Below are 16,862 nucleotides of genomic sequence, written 5' to 3' on the forward strand. Positions count from 1 at the left end.
ATACTAAAACTAGTCTTCGATTTAGGCTGAGCGGTTGAATGTCAGTAGCGCTCAATGATTTGCAAGGCAGTGCTTTTTGAGTTAAGATTAGAATGATACTAAATAAAGAATGGATATCCATTCGTATTTAACATATTGGAGGTAATGGAATGGCTACTTTGGAAATCAAAGGTCTTCATGTTGAAATTGAAGGCAAAGAAATATTAAAAGGCGTCGATTTGACGATTAATACAAATGAAATCCATGCAATTATGGGTCCAAACGGTACTGGGAAATCTACTCTCGCGCAAGCGATTATGGGACATCCAAGATATGAAGTAACTGCTGGTACAATTACACTTGATGGTGAAGATGTACTTGAAATGGAAGTAGATGAGCGTGCAAAAGCAGGTCTCTTCCTTGCAATGCAATACCCAAGTGAAGTTACAGGCGTTACAAATGCGGACTTCTTACGTTCAGCAATTAACGCTAAACGTGGAGAAGGCAATGAAGTTCCATTAATGGGCTTCATCCGTGACCTTGATGCAAAAATGGCAACACTTGAAATGCATGAAGACATGGCAACACGTTACCTAAACGAAGGTTTCTCAGGCGGAGAGAAGAAGCGAAACGAAATTCTTCAACTGATGATGTTGCAACCTAAATTTGCAGTACTTGATGAAATCGACTCAGGTCTAGATATAGATGCTCTAAAAGTTGTAGCTAAAGGAATTAATGAAATGCGCGGAGAAGGCTTTGGTTGCTTAATTATCACGCATTACCAACGTCTACTTGATTACATTACTCCAGACCACGTACACGTTATGATTCAAGGTAAAGTTGTACAATCAGGTGGCGCAGAATTAGCTCATAAACTTGAAGCTCAAGGTTATGATTGGATTCATGATGAACTAGGTATTGAAGCAGAAACTGCAGAGCAAGAAGCATAAGAAAGGGGACAATTCAAAATGACGGTTGAAACAAAATTGGCATTAACCGAACAGGATGTCCGTTCCTTTTCTGAGAAGATGAATGAAGCTTCGTGGATGACGGATTTCCGTTTAGACGCGTTGGCTAAAGTGGAACAACTTCCTATGCCGAAACCAGATAAAACAAGAATTGATCGTTGGAACTTTACAGAGTTTCCTATCCATGCGGTAGAAAGTTCCGTTTACGCATCATTAGACGAACTTCCAGAAGAGGCGCGTGTTTTATTTGACGCCAACAATGAAGGAAGTCTATACATTCAACACAATAATACTCCTGCATATCTTTCATTGTCGGATGACTTGAAAGCAAAAGGAGTTATTTTAACTGATATCTTCACTGCGACACGCGAACATGCGGATCTCGTGAAAAAATATTATATGACAGATGGCGTTAAAGTTAACGAACATAAATTAACTGCTTTAAACGCAGCCTATATGAACGGTGGCGTATTTGTTTATGTTCCTAAAAATGTCGTTGTAGAAGATCCGATTCAAGCACTATTCCTACATGACAATGTAGAAGCATCTATCTTTAACCATGTGATTATTGTTGCAGAAGCAAACAGTTCACTAACATATATCGAAAACTACATGTCAACTGTTTCAGAAGCAAAAGGGCAAGCAAACATTGTTTCTGAAGTATTCACAGGCGATAATGCGCAAGTAACATACGGCGCTGTAGATGTACTTCCAACTGGATTTACAACTTTCGTTAGCCGTCGTGGAGTTACAGGACGAGATAGCCAATTGAACTGGGCGCTCGGACTTATGAACGACAGCAATACAATTGCTGAAAACATTACCCATTTAGTGGGCGATGGTTCTCATTCTGATATGAAGACAGTAGTAGTTGGACGTGGAAAACAGCGTCAAAACTTTACAACTAAAATCATCAGCTTCGGAAAAAATACGAATGGGATGATTTTGAAACATGCTGTCGTTAAAGATGAAGCAACTGTAATCTTTAATGGTATCGGACAAATTGTAACAGGAGCAACAGGGTCAAATGCTGAGCAAGAGTCACGTATGCTAATTTTAAGTAGACGTGCACGTGCAGATGCAAACCCAGTTTTACTCATTAAAGAAGATGAAGTAACAGCAGGACACGCAGCTTCAGTTGGTCGCGTTGATCCACTTGAAATGTTCTATATAATGAGCCGTGGAATTTCCAAAGAAGAAGCAGAACGCCTGATCATTCACGGATTCCTTGCACCAGTCGTCTCTGAATTAAAAGTCGAAGGTGTCAAGAAGCTGTTGACGGAGGTTATTGAAAGGAAAGTGCGCTAATGCTTAACAAAGACATACGCAACCATTTTCCAATTCTAAATCAAGATATTAATGAGCATCCACTCGTATATCTTGATAGCGCAGCTACTTCCCAAAAGCCACAACAAGTTATCGATGCGATTAATAACTATTATTCAAACGATAATTCAAACGTTCACCGCGGTGTTCATACATTGGGGAACAGGGCAACGGAAGGATATGAAGGCGCACGCGATAAAGTGCGCAACTTCATCAATGCAAAATCTCGGGAAGAAATCATATTTACGCGCGGTACAACAACTGCGCTAAATATGGTTGCTGATAGTTACGGAAGAGCAAATATCAATGAAGGTGATGAAATTGTGATCACTTACATGGAGCATCACTCGAATATTATTCCGTGGCAGCAATTGGCTAAAGATAAAGGCGCTGTACTAAAGTATGTTGACCTTGAAGAAGACGGAACGTTGTCACTTGAAAAAGTGCGGGAAACCGTAACGGAACGTACCAAAATTGTTTCGATCATGCACGTATCTAACGTACTTGGAACAATGAATCCAATCAAGGAAATAACTGAAATAGCGCATGCGAACGGTGCCGTCATGGTCGTGGATGGAGCTCAAGCTGCACCGCATATGAAGGTAGATGTACAAGATTTAAACTGTGACTTTTATGCATTTTCTGGTCATAAGATGGCTGCCCCTACAGGGATTGGCGTGCTTTACGGAAAGAAAAGTCTACTTAACAAGATGGAACCAGTTGAGTTTGGTGGAGAGATGATTGACTTTGTTGGCTTGCAAGAGTCGACTTGGAAAGAGCTTCCTTGGAAATTTGAAGGTGGTACACCGATTATCGCCGGAGCAATCGGCCTTGGTGCTGCAATCGATTATCTTGAAGAAATCGGACTTGATAATATAGAGCGACATGAACATGAACTTGCTGCATACGCATTAAAGCGGATGTCGGAAGTGGAAGGCCTTACGATTTATGGGCCACTAGATCCAGAAAAACGTGCCGGGCTCGTCACGTTTAATTTAAACGACGTCCACCCGCATGACCTTGCAACAGTGCTTGATATGCATGGAATTGCAGTTCGAGCGGGACACCACTGTGCCCAACCTCTGATGAAGTGGTTGGATGTGTCGGCCACAGCTCGCGCTAGCTTCTATATTTACAATACAGAAGAAGACGTTGATCGCCTCGTGGACGGACTCCACATTGCAAAGGAGTATTTCAACGATGTCAACTAGAAATCTTGACCAACTATATCGAACGGTTATCATGGACCATTATAAATCACCGAAGAATAAAGGTGTGCTTGAAGAAAGTAGTGTCACCGTCGACATGAACAATCCGACGTGCGGCGACGTGATTCATTTAACAATGCAAGTTGTAGATGACACAGTTCAAAATGCGAAATTTGAAGGTGAAGGTTGTTCAATTTCCATGGCATCTGCATCCATGATGACGCAGTTGATTATTGGAAAAACAGTCGAAGAAGCACTTAACCTTTCTGAAACAATTTCGAATATTATGCTTAGTAAAGAATATGACGACTCCATCGAACTTGGGGATATTGAAGCGCTCTCTGGCGTAGCTAAATTTCCTGCCCGGATTAAGTGTGCAACACTTGCTTGGAAGGCGATGGAGCAAGGAGTCGGAAAAGATTCCGAATAACTCTATAAGGAGGAATTTTAATGGCTAAAAAACTGCCTGAAATGGGCGAATATGAATATGGCTTTAATGATGGAGATGTCTCTGTTTTCCGTTCAGAACGTGGGTTAACGCGTGAAATCGTTGAAGAGATTTCATCAATGAAAGATGAACCACAATGGATGTTAGATTACCGTCTAAAGTCGTTGGAGTTGTTCTACAGCATGCCTACACCACAATGGGGAGGCGACCTGAATTCGTTAAACTTCGATGAAATTACGTATTACGTAAAAGCATCTGAAGGAACAGAGCGTTCATGGGATGAAGTTCCAGAGGAAATCAAGCGTACGTTTGACAAACTTGGAATTCCTGAAGCAGAACAAAAATATCTTGCGGGTGTTTCAGCACAGTATGAGTCTGAAGTTGTTTACCACAACATGAAACAGGAACTTACTGATATTGGAATCATCTTTAAAGATACAGATTCAGCTCTTAAAGAAGACGAAGAACTATTCAAGAAGTACTGGGGTACAGTTATTCCTAACACAGACAACAAGTTTGCAGCGTTAAACTCTGCAGTTTGGTCGGGTGGATCATTTATCTATGTACCACCAGGTGTTAAAGTAGATTCTCCACTTCAAGCTTATTTCCGAATTAACTCGGAAAATATGGGACAATTTGAGCGTACACTGATCATCGTTGATGAAGGTGCAAGTGTTCACTATGTTGAAGGTTGTACTGCTCCTGTTTTCACAACAAACTCACTACACAGTGCGGTTGTAGAAATTATCGTTAAAGAAAATGCGTATTGCCGTTATACAACAATCCAAAACTGGGCAAATAACGTGTATAATCTTGTTACGAAGCGTGCAGTTGTTGATGCGCACGGAACAATGGAATGGATTGATGGGAATATTGGTTCGAAATTGACAATGAAATACCCAGCGATTTTACTTCGCGGTGAATACGCACGTGGTATGACATTATCAATTGCAATTGCTGGAAAAGGACAACACCAAGATGCAGGTGCGAAAATGATGCACTTAGCACCAAATACGTCTTCAACAATTGTTTCAAAATCAATTTCTCAAAACGGTGGTAAAGGAACGTACCGTGGAATCGTTCATTTTGGACGTAATGCAGACGGTGCAAGTTCTAGAGTTGAGTGTGATGCATTGCTAATGGATAACATTTCAACTTCAGATACAATTCCTTACAACGAAATTCTAAACGACAACATTTCACTTGAGCACGAAGCAAGTGTTTCTAAAGTTTCAGAAGAACAGCTCTTCTACTTGATGAGCCGTGGTGTTCCTGAGCTAGAAGCAATCGAAATGATTGTTCTTGGATTCATCGAGCCATTCACGAAAGAACTACCAATGGAATATGCAGTAGAAATGAACCGTCTTATCAAGTTTGAGATGGAAGGTTCTATCGGATAATTCTTACAAGCAAAAAACCGACCCAAGTGGTCGGTTTTTGTCGTTTCAAAAGAAGTAGAGGAAGTCGAATAGTTTTCGGACATATGTTAGTATAAATAACATGTTCTTCTAGAAGAGGGGGAGTAGGATGATTCAAATTGGACTTACGGGTTGGGGAGATCATCCAGATATTTATCATGCCTCTTCCAAAGTAAATGAAAAACTATTAGATTACAGTTCGCATTTTCCTGTCGTTGAGTTGGACTCTACATTTTATGCGATTCAACCAGAAAGAAATATGCGGAAATGGATCGCAGAGACACCAGATACTTTCCGGTTCATTGTAAAAGCCTATCAAGGAATTACGGGACATCATCGCGGAGAGTTACCTTTTACATCTAAGGATGAAATGTACGATCTCTATAGAGTATCACTGAAACCACTTGTAGACTCTGGCAAATTAGCTATGATTCTTGTACAATTTCCACCTTGGTTTGATTGTACAAAAGAAAATGTTGATGAAATTCGGTATGTTATTCAGAAATTAAAGGGATTTGAGATAGCAATCGAATTTAGACATCAGTCGTGGTATTCAAGAGAATATAAAAAGAAAACAATTCAATTTTTAAAAGAAGAAAATCTGATTCACTCGGTCTGTGACGAGCCGCAAGCAGGTGACGGCAGTATTCCGCTTGTGCCCATTTCTACACGCACAGACAAGGTGTTGGTGAGGTTACACGGCAGAAATGTACATGGATGGCGCAATTTAACTGGGGACAGTGAGGCGTGGCGGAAAGTCCGCTATCTTTATAAGTATAATGATCAAGAATTAGAGGAAATAAAAAGTGTAGTAAACCAATTAGCGGCCGAAACAGAAGAGGTATTTGTTGTTTTCAATAATAACTCAGGTAAAGATGCAGCCCTAAATGCGAAACGTTTTCAAAAATTATTAAATATCAACTACGATCGTTTAGCTGCGAAACAGCTCGACTTTTTTGAGGGAGAATGGTAATGGAATTTATACTACTAGGTATCATTGGTCTTTTGTCTGGAGTTATAGGAGCGCTTGTTGGTCTAGGTGGTGGAGTTATTCTTGTACCTGCAACGCTATTTATTGGGGTTACACTTGGATTAATTGAAGGAATCACACCACAAAGTGTAGTTGGCCTGTCTGTAATTATGATGATTTTTGTTGGATTAGGATCAACATTGACATATATGAGAGCGAAAACAATAGACTATAGAAGTGCTGTTATTTTTTTTATTGGTAGTATACCAGGTACATTATTAGGGGCCTTTGTAAATAAAGGACTTGATTTGCCCTCATTTAATTTATATTTTGGTATTTTACTTATCGTGTTATCCATATTACTTCTTGTTCGAAAGTATTTAAAGCCTGTTACCTGGTTTGTCAATCATGGGAAGCCGATTACATTTACAGATAAAATGGGTGAATCCTATACATTTGGTTATCCTATTTGGTTCGCATTCCTATTGACGTTTGGAATTGGTTTTGCATCCGGATTATTCGGTATAGGTGGAGGCTCGATTATTGTACCTGCGATGATTTTGCTATTTCTATTTCCACCACATGTTGCAGTTGGAACGTCTATGTTAATGGTGTTTTTATCAGCAATTGTCAATTCAATCACACATATTTCCTTAGGTAATGTGCCTTGGCTCTATACAATACCAGTTATTCCAGCTGCTTATATTGGCGCTAAGCTTGGTGCAAGACTTAACCAGAAAATAAAGTCAGAAACATTGGTTGTAGCGTTAAGAATTATTCTTTTACTACTAGGTGTACGCTCGATTGTAGATGGCTTAATGGGGTGAAAAGATGAAAGAAGAAATAGACAGAATCCACTTTTATCATACAAATGATCTTCATAGTCACTTTGAAAACTGGCCACAAATTAGCCGGTTACTTAAAACACGCCAAGCAAAGCATAAAGCCGATGAAGAAGCTTGTTATCTATTTGACATCGGAGATTTTGTAGACCGATCTCATCCCTTTACAGAAGGTACAATCGGCAAGGGGAATGTACAGCTTCTGAATGAATCCGGTTATGACGCAGTGACGATTGGAAATAATGAAGGAATTACATTATCCAAAGAAATGCTTGCTTCTTTATATGAGAATGCCGAATTTGAAGTGATACTTTGCAATTTATTTGAAAAGGATCGAAGCCGTCCGAATTGGGCAGTGTCTTCCACAATTTTTGTCACGGAAAAGGGAACAAGAATTGGAGTAATTGGAGCGACGGCATTATACACGGACTTTTATTCGAAACTAGGATGGAAAATAACTCCGCCGCGAACAGAGTTGAAGAAAATTGCAGAGATTTTGATTGATAAGACGGATCTTATCGTTTGTCTTTCACATATGGGGCAACCTGAAGACGAGCTTCTTGCAGCTGAATGTAATGAGATTGATGTTATTTTTGGGGCGCATACCCATCATTTATTCCATGAAGGGAAGCTTATTGATAAGACCTTATTAGCAGCGACAGGAAAGTTCGGTGCATTCACTGGGCATGTAACAGTAGAGTTCAATGTTGAGGATAAAGAAATAGTACACCGTAGTGCAGTGCTTTATCCTTCAGAGTCATTACCTGTTGCAGAAGAAGATATTGAGCAGGTTAATAATCTAATGGCTGTTGGTAATAAAGCGCTCGAGGAAAGGGTGTTTTTTAATCCATCAACGATGCCTCAAAGTTTGTTTTCGGAGGGGCCACTGTCATCCTTTTTTGGTCGGGCACTTTTAGAATATACTGGAGCAGACTGTGCTTTATTTAATTCAGGAATATTTCTAACGGGACTAAAAAAAGGTTGGGTGACAAAGAAAGATTTACATGGATTACTTCCACACCCAATTAATCCGTGTGTGATTGAGCTTGATGGTGCGGAGTTGATGGACATATACGAGTTATCGCTTAATAAGGAATGGCCTACGATTCATATTAAAGGGTTGGGTTTTCGAGGGGCACTAATGGGCGCGATGATCTATGAACGGTTATATCGAAATCGACACGGGGAACTATTTGTTGGAAATAAAAAAGTGGTAGTTGGAGAAAAATACAAACTCGCAACCTTGGATATGTTTACATTTGGTTTCTTCTTCCCTTCATTAAAACATGCGGAAAAAGAATACTTTATGCCTGAATTAATAAGAGATGTAGTGGCTTATTATGGATGTAAATATTACAAAGAATCAACGACTCATTCCTAGCATATACTAAGCTAGGAGGAGTCGTTTTGAAATTTCAAGGGCAAGTTAGACGTAAACCTAGGCGACGGCGAAAGCGAAGGATAGTACCTCTCTTGTTACCGGCGATATTTTTTTCGATTGTCTTCTTTTTATACTTTATTAATGCAAGACTTGCACCAATTTATATTGACTTTGCTGAAAGGCAGACGCAAAAAATTGCTTCACAGGTCATTAGTAGTGCCATTAATTCCAGAGTAGCAAATGTTCTAGATGTAAATGATATTATTGTAAATATACCGCCAAGCGAGTCTGGTGGCGTAGTCGGGACAAAGTTTAACACTGAAATAATAAATCGTGTATTAGCAGAAATTCAAATTCTTGTACAACAACATCTTGATCAGGCTGGAACAGCTGAATTTGATTCATTACCTTCTTCTAGTGAAATTGAGTATGATGCGCAGGCAATGGAAGACCAAGGGGGTATTATCTTTTTAATACCTCTAAGTCAGGCGATGGGCATACCCTTACTTGGAAACTTAGGACCTAAAATACCCATCCGCTTTCATGTGATTGGAGAAGTTCAAGCTACGCCAGAAACGACTATAAAGGAATTCGGGATAAATAATGCTTCTATTGAAGTGAATGTATTGCTTGAAGTAAATGTGCAAATTATTGTTCCTCTTGCAACTAAAAATAGCGTTGTGAAATCGAAAGTACCTATAGCAGCAGGTCTGTTCAAAGGTGATGTACCTCCAATTTATAGCGCTGGTGGAGAGTCGATGGCACCTCAAATTGAAGTACCGTTCGAGCTTCCGAAAACGAATGAATAATTGGTCTAGTTGAATCTGAAACAAAGTTTTGTTAAGATAGAAAGATAAGAATATCGATTGAGTAGAGGCTGCATTGCTTATCAGTCATACACACGAGGGTGACACCGAAGACCGTGTATAAAAGGGAGCATTGCCGAAGTATTGTGGAGTTGTCGAGGCCATTGTACTGGGGCTATTCCGAATAGGAATGGCACTGTCATACGTCTATATAGGCATATGATGAGCTACAGGTTAGACGTTTGATAAGTAGTATTTATTATTTTATCCAACTGACAAAATGTAGACGAAACTAGCTTCCCACTACACGAAACTTAGTGTAAAAGGAGCTGGTTTTTTTATTTGTATGACACCCCTCATCTTAATTTATACGGAGGGATAAAAATGATTGGAACATGGGTATCGATTTTACCGCCATTAGTAGCCATCGTTATGGTATTGCTTACTCGGCGAGTTCTTTTGTCACTTGGCTCAGGAATTATAGTGGCAGCATTAATTGTAGCATCGTTTGCAATTGGAGACTTTTTAATAATATTTTGGAATGCGATGATTGTGTCATTCTGGAGCGGTGGTCAGTTAAATACTTATAATATTTATATTATGACATTTATTTTGTTGCTAGGAGTACTTACCGCATTCGTTAGTTTATCAGGTGGAAGCCAGGCGTTTGCAGAATGGGCAGTGCATCGTGTGAAAACAAAGAGGGGTGCAAAGTTATTAACAGCATTTCTAGGCATCTCAATTTTTGTCGATGACTATTTCAATGCGCTTGCAGTTGGGCAAATAGCTCGTCCTATTACAGATCAACATAAAATTTCAAGAGCCAAACTGGCTTATTTTATTGACTCGACATCTGCACCTATTTGCGTTATCTCACCCATTTCAAGTTGGGGGGCTTTTTTGATCGGACAATTAGCGCTAATTTTTGGAGGAGCGGCGGTTTCTTATTCGCCACTTTCAGCTTTTGTTCTAATGGCGCCTATGAATTTCTACGTAGTAACGACGCTTTCTATTGTGTTTTTCCTTGCTTGGACAAATATCGATTTCTTTGAAATGAAAAAGCATGAGCAAAGGGCAAATGAAACGGGTCAATTGTTTGATCCGAAAAAAGAGATTCCAGGTCAGTTAAAAGAGGAATTTCCAATTCATTCATATGGACGGGTGCGTGATCTTATTGCGCCAATAATAACTTTGGTTTTAGCAACGCTAATGACGATGATTTGGACTGGGTATAAAGCTAGTGTGTCCGCTGACCTTTCGGTAACTATATGGTCAATTTTTGAAAACACAAATGTTCCTTTTTCACTTGTAATTGGTGGCCTTGCAGGGACTTTACTTGCTGCTGTATTTTATATGATTCAAATGAAGAAAAACGTCACTGCAAGTTATTCCCTAATGGGTCGCGCTGTTACAAGTGGGATTAAAGCAATGTTGCCAGCCGTTTTTATATTAATTTTTGCATGGGCATTAACAGAATTAATTGATCAGCTGGATACAGGTCTATTTTTATCTGAAGTAGTAATAAATGCGAACCTTCCAGTTGCTTATCTCCCTGCGATTCTATTCATCTTAGCTGGAATAATGGCATTTTCAACAGGCACTTCTTGGGGTTCATTCGGAATATTAATGCCGATTGCAGGAACAATTATGTTGGATGCCGCCCCTGAATTGTTGTTGCCTGCACTTTCAGCAGTTCTCGCAGGAGCGGTATTTGGAGATCACTGTTCTCCCATCTCAGATACAACAATACTATCTTCAACTGGAGCAGGGTGTAACCATATTGATCATGTAACAACCCAATTGCCCTATGCGCTCATAAGTGCATCTATTGCTGTTACAGGTTACATTGTTTTAGGGATTACTGGTTCTATTTGGCTGGGTTTAATTATGGTAATTGTTATCTTGATGGTACTTTTTACCGCTTGGACAATCAAGGCAAAACAAATGAATTTAAGCCTACCTAGGTGATTAGGGTATAAAAAAGCAGTGGGTATCCACTGCTTTTTTATTATATTTTAATAGCTCTTAAATTAAAAAATGTTTTGACAGTAGTCTGATAGTAACCTATAATACATATTATATAGAATAGTTAGAAAATAGAGTTTACTAACCCCTAATAATTTTTGGGGAAGAAAAGGAGGAAATAAGTATGGCGCAACGCTCTCAGTGGGGTACAAGAGCTGGATTCATTCTAGCGGCTGTTGGCTCTGCAGTAGGATTAGGTAACATCTGGCGGTTTCCGTATGTAGCATACGAAAATGGCGGAGGGGCATTCTTTATACCTTATTTATTTGCATTACTAACTGCAGGTATACCGATTTTAATTATGGAATTTACAATGGGTCATAAGTATCGTGGCTCAGCAGCACTCTCGTTTTTTAGAATGGGTGGTAAAAAAGCAGAATGGATCGGTTGGTGGGGGATATTCGTCTCCTTCGTCATTTCTGTTTACTACGCGGTTATCATTGCTTGGGCGATGAAGTACACGGTCTACTCCTTTAAATTATCTTGGGGAGAAGACACAGGAAGTTTTCTATTCGGAGATGTGTTAAACCTTGCTGAAGTTCCAGGGCAAGCAGGCGGTTTTGTTCCAGGTGTTTTATTCCCACTATTACTAGTTTGGTTAATCGCATTTATTATTTTATTAGCGGGAGTTCAAAAAGGGATTGAACTAGCAAACCGTATTTTTATCCCAACTCTAACAATTATTTTTCTGCTTATTGTTATACGAGCAGTAACTCTTGACGGAGCAGCAATAGGGCTAGATGCATTCTTTAAACCTGACTTGACGAAACTTATGGATCCGGTAGTTTGGGTTGCAGCCTATGGCCATATTTTCTTCAGTTTATCCATTGCTTTTGCAATTATGATAACTTATTCAAGTTATTTACCTAAAAAATCAGATATTACGAACAACGCATTTATTACAGGGTTTGCGAATTCAAGTTTTGAGCTTTTAGCTGGAATTGGAATTTTCGCAGCACTTGGATTTATGGCGACTCAAGCCAATGTTCCTGTTGCAGAAGTTGCTACTGCAGGAGTAGGGCTGGCCTTTGTAGTATTCCCGCAAATCATCAATCAGATGCCAGGTATGAATGGACTATTCGGAGCTGCATTCTTCCTGTCACTGACATTAGCAGGGATTACGTCTCTAATTTCAATTAGTGAAACGTATATTGCGGGTGTGAGAGATAAGTTCGATCTTTCTAGAAGAAAAGCTGTAGTTATCACAGTTGGTTCTGCAACAGTCATATCTACGTTATTTGCAACACGTGGAGGACTATTCTTCTTAGACGCAGCGGATTACTTTATCAACCAATTTGGTGTTGCAGCTATTGGACTCGTTGAAGTTGTATTAATCGCTTGGGTGTTTAGAAAGCTTGACGTATTCAAAGATCATGCAAACTCTGTTTCGGATATTAAAATCGGAGCATGGTGGAAGATTTGTTTAGGCGTTATTACACCTATCGTACTTGGTTACATGATGTTTGGACTCTTAAAAGTGAACCTTTTAAAACAGCATAAAGATGGTGAAGGTAACATTATCGGGAACTATGAAGGATATTCGGATTCATTTACTATGATGAGTGGTTGGTCCGTTGCAATCTTTGCTGTTGCTATGGCGGTCATCTTTACAATGATGAAGTGGAAGAAAAATACGCATGAGACTACAGATTATGAAAACGACTAAGGGGGTTTCACTATGAGTGGAAGTGCAATTTTAATGATGATTGTTGGAATCCTCATTATATGGGGAGGGCTCGGATTTAGTGTTATGCATGCAATTAGAAAGGCAAAGAGCCGGTAGTATTCTATTTTAGAATTAAGAAGTAAAATTAAAAAAACGAACTTGAAATGCGCCCATATTATTTGGGCGCTTTCTTTCTGATTAACAACAAAAATGTATATTCAGTTGTTAGAAATATGGATTTATGATACATTGACAGGAGTGAATGATACAAAGTGAGTCATGAAAATCAGCATCAAAAGGATCTATGAACGATCAATTTTAAAGCGTATCTTTGTTAAAGTGTGTGTTAGCTACGTAAAGAAATATCTATTGATTCGACTATATAAATGTGGCGGTGAAACAATGATAGTTTTAGACAATTGGGAATATGACCTATTAATAAACTTTCGTGAAGGTTTTAATGAGGAAATTTTAAATGAGCGATATAGCGATGTATTATTGAAATACGATTATATTCTTGGAGATTGGGGATATGGTCAACTTCGATTGAAAGGTTTCTTTGACGATCGAAATCAGAAAGCAACGTATGAAACGAAAATCAGTACTTTACAAGACTATTTATATGAATACTGTAATTTTGGCTGCGCACACTTCGTTTTGAAAAAAGGAAGTCGGGTCAAAGAAGCGGTTACTGTACCAGAAATAGAGGAAATATCGGAAACGCTTGAAGATCAATAAGATCTAGAGCGTTTTTTATTTGAGCAAATAATGTGGTAGTATTGAAGGTGCTAACGAACAATTGGGAGGAATGTTAATGTACTTTATTGATAGAAATAAAATCAGCCAAACACTTACGCATATGGAAGAATTACTTGCTTTATGCAATGAGAAAAAAAGTTGGAACGCGAATCTAGTTGAAGCGCTTGCTCTTGCACGTTTGACGCATGTACTAATTGAATCACTAATAGATGTGGGAAATACGATGATTGATGGTTTTATCATGCGTGACCCAGGTGGATACGATGATATTATTGACATTATGGAAGATGAGCGAGTAATTACTCCTGAAATGTCTAAACCATTAAAAGAAGTGATTGGCTTAAGAAAAATGATTGTACGAGATTTTATAAAAGTAGATGTTAATGAAATAGAATCTGTATTGAAAGAATCGAAAGTCGCCTTGGAAAAATTCCCGGCGAGTGTACTTCACTATTTGGAAAATGAACTCGGACCCGTGTCGGCATTTTTACCTGAGGAGAATTAATGTGAAGAAGTATAAAGCAATTTGTCTTGATTTGGATGGCACAGTTTATAAAGGGGTAAATCCAATTCCTGAGGCAGTAGAATTCATTGAAAAGATACAAAAGAATGGTTTAGAACCTTTTTTTATTACGAATAACTCTTCGGCGACGCAGATAAAAATTCAAGAAAAGTTATTATCTTTTGGAGTGGAAGTAAAAAGCAATCGAATTATGACGTCTGCAATTGCTGCGGCTACCTATTGCAAAGAAAACTATGAAGACGTTTCGGTCATGATTATTGGTGAAGAAGGATTAAAAGATGCTTTTACAAAAGAAGGTTTTTTCCTTACGGATAACAATCCCGATGTTGTTGTTATGGGAATTGATAGAGAGATAACGTATGCTAAATTAGCAAATGCAAGTATTGCAATTCGAAATGGTGCGCACTTTATCGCTACAAACAGTGATCTTGTATTTCCTACTGAGAAAGGGCTTGTCCCTGGGAATGGATCATTTGCGAAACTAGTTGAGCTGACGTCTGGAAAATCACCAGTATATATCGGAAAACCAGAATCTCAAATGCTTCGGATGATTCAAAGTGAACACGGTTTTGCCAAAAGTGATATGGTCATGATTGGTGACAATTACGATACAGATATTCTTGCGGGCATTCATTTTGGTATTGATACGATTCATGTTGAAGGGGGAGTTACTTCGAGGGAAGAAGTACTTGCAAAGGAAGTCCAACCGACTCACCTTTACCATTCGCTTATAATCTAAAAAAGGCTACCCGTATTAGTATGGGTAGCCTTCTCTGTGTATCAATATGTTACTATTAAATTTTCTTAGAAAAGTGGATTGTTTTCAATGAATTGATAAATCTGTTCTGTTAGTTCTTCAGGTGTGTCTGCTTCAACAATCTCACCGTTAACAATGGCGTAGAGCGAATCCATACATTTAGTACAGTAACTCAAACAACCATATTCAAGAACATCAATACTTGGATCACGTTCTAATGTTTCAAAAGTTTTATGTGAACCGTTCGCAAGATTACTCATGCAAAACTCAACAATTGGATTCATGGAAATCACCTCGCCTACTACCGAAGATTACTCTTTTTTCACGTAATCGTCAATTAACGTGTCTTATTGTGAAACTTGTCACAAACTGCTATAATCAAAAGTGAAGAAATTAGGAATTCAGTTCGTTTTACACAGTAGAGAATTTATCTATCCCCAAAAAACATAAAGTCTTCGGTGCATCGCGTGTACAACTTAGTAAGGATAAGAAGTAAAGCTGCCAAGACATAATTAAATAAGAAGGAGAAGATTATGAGAAAACTTGTATTGTTAGGTGCCGGATATGGAAATATGCGTATATTGTTACGACTATTAACCAAAGATCTCCCGCCAGATGTCGAAATTACTCTGATCGATCGAACACCATTTCATAGCTTGAAAACTGAATTTTATGCATTAGCTGCTGGTACTGTATCAGATTCTGTCGTTCGAGTACCGCTTCCGGTTCATGATCAGTTGAAAGTGATTGGCGGGGAAATTACAGAAATTAATCCAGATGAAAAACTAGTTTATTTGGAAGATGGCCAGAAAATATCATATGATGATTTGGTCATTGGTTTAGGTTGTGAAGATCGCTATCATGACGTTCCGGGAGCAGCCGAAAATACATATAGCATTCAATCTATAGGGAAATCTCGAATCACTTATGAAAAGCTTCTTGGTTTATCCGGGGGTGCAACAGTTGGGATTGTTGGGGCAGGACTCAGTGGTATCGAGCTTGCTAGCGAATTACGTGAAAGTAGACCAGATCTTGAAATAAAGTTATTCGATCGTAGCCCAAGGATATTAAGGGATTTTCCAGAACGTCTTAGTGGTTTCGTAAAAGGCTGGTTCGATAAGCATAATGTAGATGTTGTCTCGAACTCGAATATTACAAAGGTAGAGCCGAATGTACTTCATAATCACGAAGAAACGATATCTGTAGATGCGGTTGTTTGGACAGCGGGGATTAGACCGGTTGCACCGGTAGATAATATTGATACTGAGAAGGACGATTCTGGTCGTGTCAAATTGAATCTCCATCACCAACTTCCTGATTATCCAAATACGTATGTTGTTGGAGACTGTGCTTCACTTCCATATGCACCAAGTGCGCAAGTTGCGGAAGAGCAGGCTGAACAAATTGTACGTATTATCCGTTTGGTTTGGAACAATGAACCACTTCCAGAGACAATGCCAGAAATCAAATTAAAAGGTTTTCTTGGTTCGCTAGGGAAAAAGCAAGGATTTGCATATCTTGCCGACCGAACGGTAACGGGTAGAATCGCTCGACTATTAAAGTCCGGTGTTCTATGGATGTATAAGTGGCATAATGGTTAAAAAAACGTATTCTGGCCTTGATGCCAGAATACGTTTTTTCGGTTCTTTGTCAAATGACGTTGGTGAAGAGTTATAGTCGATTATGTTTTTTATTCTTGGACGGTCTGGGAAGTCAGTGAAACTGATTTTCTAGGACTGTCCTTTTTACATGGCTATCCAATATACCCCGTTGCTTTCCGTTCCAG

The 16,862-nt window shown here is 39.0% G+C and carries 17 protein-coding genes and 1 riboswitch; of the genes, 16 read left to right on the plus strand and 1 reads right to left on the minus strand.

What is annotated here, in order from left to right:
• Positions 1-149: 149 nt before the first annotated feature.
• From sufC to ACXYMX_RS08825, 15 genes are all read left to right on the plus strand, one after another.
• Entirely contained in the window at positions 150-929 is a 780-nt protein-coding gene (gene sufC / locus ACXYMX_RS08755; RefSeq protein ID WP_459043868.1) for a Fe-S cluster assembly ATPase SufC, read from the plus strand.
• A gap of 18 nt (positions 930-947) precedes the next feature.
• The gene (gene sufD / locus ACXYMX_RS08760; protein ID WP_459043869.1) at positions 948-2,255 is read left to right on the plus strand and encodes a Fe-S cluster assembly protein SufD; all 1,308 of its coding nucleotides are present in this window, start codon (positions 948-950) and stop codon (positions 2,253-2,255) included.
• Positions 2,255-3,484: a cysteine desulfurase gene (locus ACXYMX_RS08765; RefSeq protein ID WP_459043870.1), complete on the plus strand. Its 1,230-nt coding sequence runs from the start codon at positions 2,255-2,257 to the stop codon at positions 3,482-3,484. Before sufD ends, ACXYMX_RS08765 begins: the two co-directional genes overlap by 1 nt.
• Positions 3,474-3,911, plus strand: a complete 438-nt coding sequence (gene sufU, locus ACXYMX_RS08770; protein ID WP_459043871.1) for a Fe-S cluster assembly sulfur transfer protein SufU — start codon at positions 3,474-3,476, stop codon at positions 3,909-3,911. Before ACXYMX_RS08765 ends, sufU begins: the two co-directional genes overlap by 11 nt.
• 20 nt (positions 3,912-3,931) lie before the next feature.
• On the plus strand, positions 3,932-5,329 hold the full coding sequence (gene sufB / locus ACXYMX_RS08775; protein WP_459043872.1) for a Fe-S cluster assembly protein SufB: 1,398 nt from the start codon (positions 3,932-3,934) through the stop codon (positions 5,327-5,329).
• Positions 5,330-5,456: 127 nt separating this feature from the next.
• Positions 5,457-6,320 carry a DUF72 domain-containing protein gene (locus tag ACXYMX_RS08780; RefSeq protein ID WP_459043873.1) on the plus strand — a complete coding sequence of 288 codons (864 nt, stop codon included), beginning with the start codon at positions 5,457-5,459 and terminating at the stop codon, positions 6,318-6,320.
• Positions 6,320-7,144: a sulfite exporter TauE/SafE family protein gene (locus ACXYMX_RS08785; RefSeq protein ID WP_459043874.1), complete on the plus strand. Its 825-nt coding sequence runs from the start codon at positions 6,320-6,322 to the stop codon at positions 7,142-7,144. Before ACXYMX_RS08780 ends, ACXYMX_RS08785 begins: the two co-directional genes overlap by 1 nt.
• Before the next feature lie 4 nt (positions 7,145-7,148).
• Positions 7,149-8,540, plus strand: coding sequence for a bifunctional metallophosphatase/5'-nucleotidase (locus ACXYMX_RS08790; protein ID WP_459043875.1), 1,392 nt, complete (start codon positions 7,149-7,151; stop codon positions 8,538-8,540).
• 26 nt (positions 8,541-8,566) lie between these two features.
• Positions 8,567-9,349, plus strand: a complete 783-nt coding sequence (gene yunB / locus ACXYMX_RS08795; protein ID WP_459043876.1) for a sporulation protein YunB — start codon at positions 8,567-8,569, stop codon at positions 9,347-9,349.
• A 54-nt stretch (positions 9,350-9,403) separates the two neighbouring features.
• Positions 9,404-9,584: riboswitch (Lysine riboswitch) on the plus strand.
• A gap of 146 nt (positions 9,585-9,730) precedes the next feature.
• Entirely contained in the window at positions 9,731-11,314 is a 1,584-nt protein-coding gene (locus ACXYMX_RS08800; protein ID WP_459043877.1) for a Na+/H+ antiporter NhaC family protein, read from the plus strand.
• Positions 11,315-11,495: 181 nt separating this feature from the next.
• Entirely contained in the window at positions 11,496-13,037 is a 1,542-nt protein-coding gene (locus ACXYMX_RS08805) for a sodium-dependent transporter (protein WP_459043878.1), read from the plus strand.
• A 12-nt stretch (positions 13,038-13,049) separates the two neighbouring features.
• Positions 13,050-13,154: a methionine/alanine import family NSS transporter small subunit gene (locus tag ACXYMX_RS08810; RefSeq protein ID WP_459043879.1), complete on the plus strand. Its 105-nt coding sequence runs from the start codon at positions 13,050-13,052 to the stop codon at positions 13,152-13,154.
• 285 nt (positions 13,155-13,439) lie between these two features.
• Entirely contained in the window at positions 13,440-13,775 is a 336-nt protein-coding gene (locus ACXYMX_RS08815; protein WP_459043880.1) for a YutD family protein, read from the plus strand.
• Positions 13,776-13,851: 76 nt separating this feature from the next.
• On the plus strand, positions 13,852-14,301 hold the full coding sequence (locus tag ACXYMX_RS08820) for a DUF86 domain-containing protein (RefSeq protein WP_459043881.1): 450 nt from the start codon (positions 13,852-13,854) through the stop codon (positions 14,299-14,301).
• 1 nt (position 14,302) lies between these two features.
• Positions 14,303-15,058 carry a TIGR01457 family HAD-type hydrolase gene (locus ACXYMX_RS08825; protein WP_459043882.1) on the plus strand — a complete coding sequence of 252 codons (756 nt, stop codon included), beginning with the start codon at positions 14,303-14,305 and terminating at the stop codon, positions 15,056-15,058.
• Positions 15,059-15,123: 65 nt separating this feature from the next.
• Here the strand turns inward: ACXYMX_RS08825 and ACXYMX_RS08830 are convergent, their stop codons facing one another.
• Positions 15,124-15,360 (minus strand): YuzB family protein, encoded by a 237-nt coding sequence (locus ACXYMX_RS08830; protein WP_459043883.1) that lies wholly within the window; start codon positions 15,358-15,360, stop codon positions 15,124-15,126.
• A gap of 249 nt (positions 15,361-15,609) precedes the next feature.
• On the opposite strand from ACXYMX_RS08830, the gene ACXYMX_RS08835 reads away from it, so the two are divergent.
• Positions 15,610-16,677 carry an NAD(P)/FAD-dependent oxidoreductase gene (locus tag ACXYMX_RS08835; RefSeq protein ID WP_459043884.1) on the plus strand — a complete coding sequence of 356 codons (1,068 nt, stop codon included), beginning with the start codon at positions 15,610-15,612 and terminating at the stop codon, positions 16,675-16,677.
• Positions 16,678-16,862: the final 185 nt, after the last annotated feature.

It is taken from the genome of Sporosarcina sp. CAU 1771 (assembly GCF_054482775.1).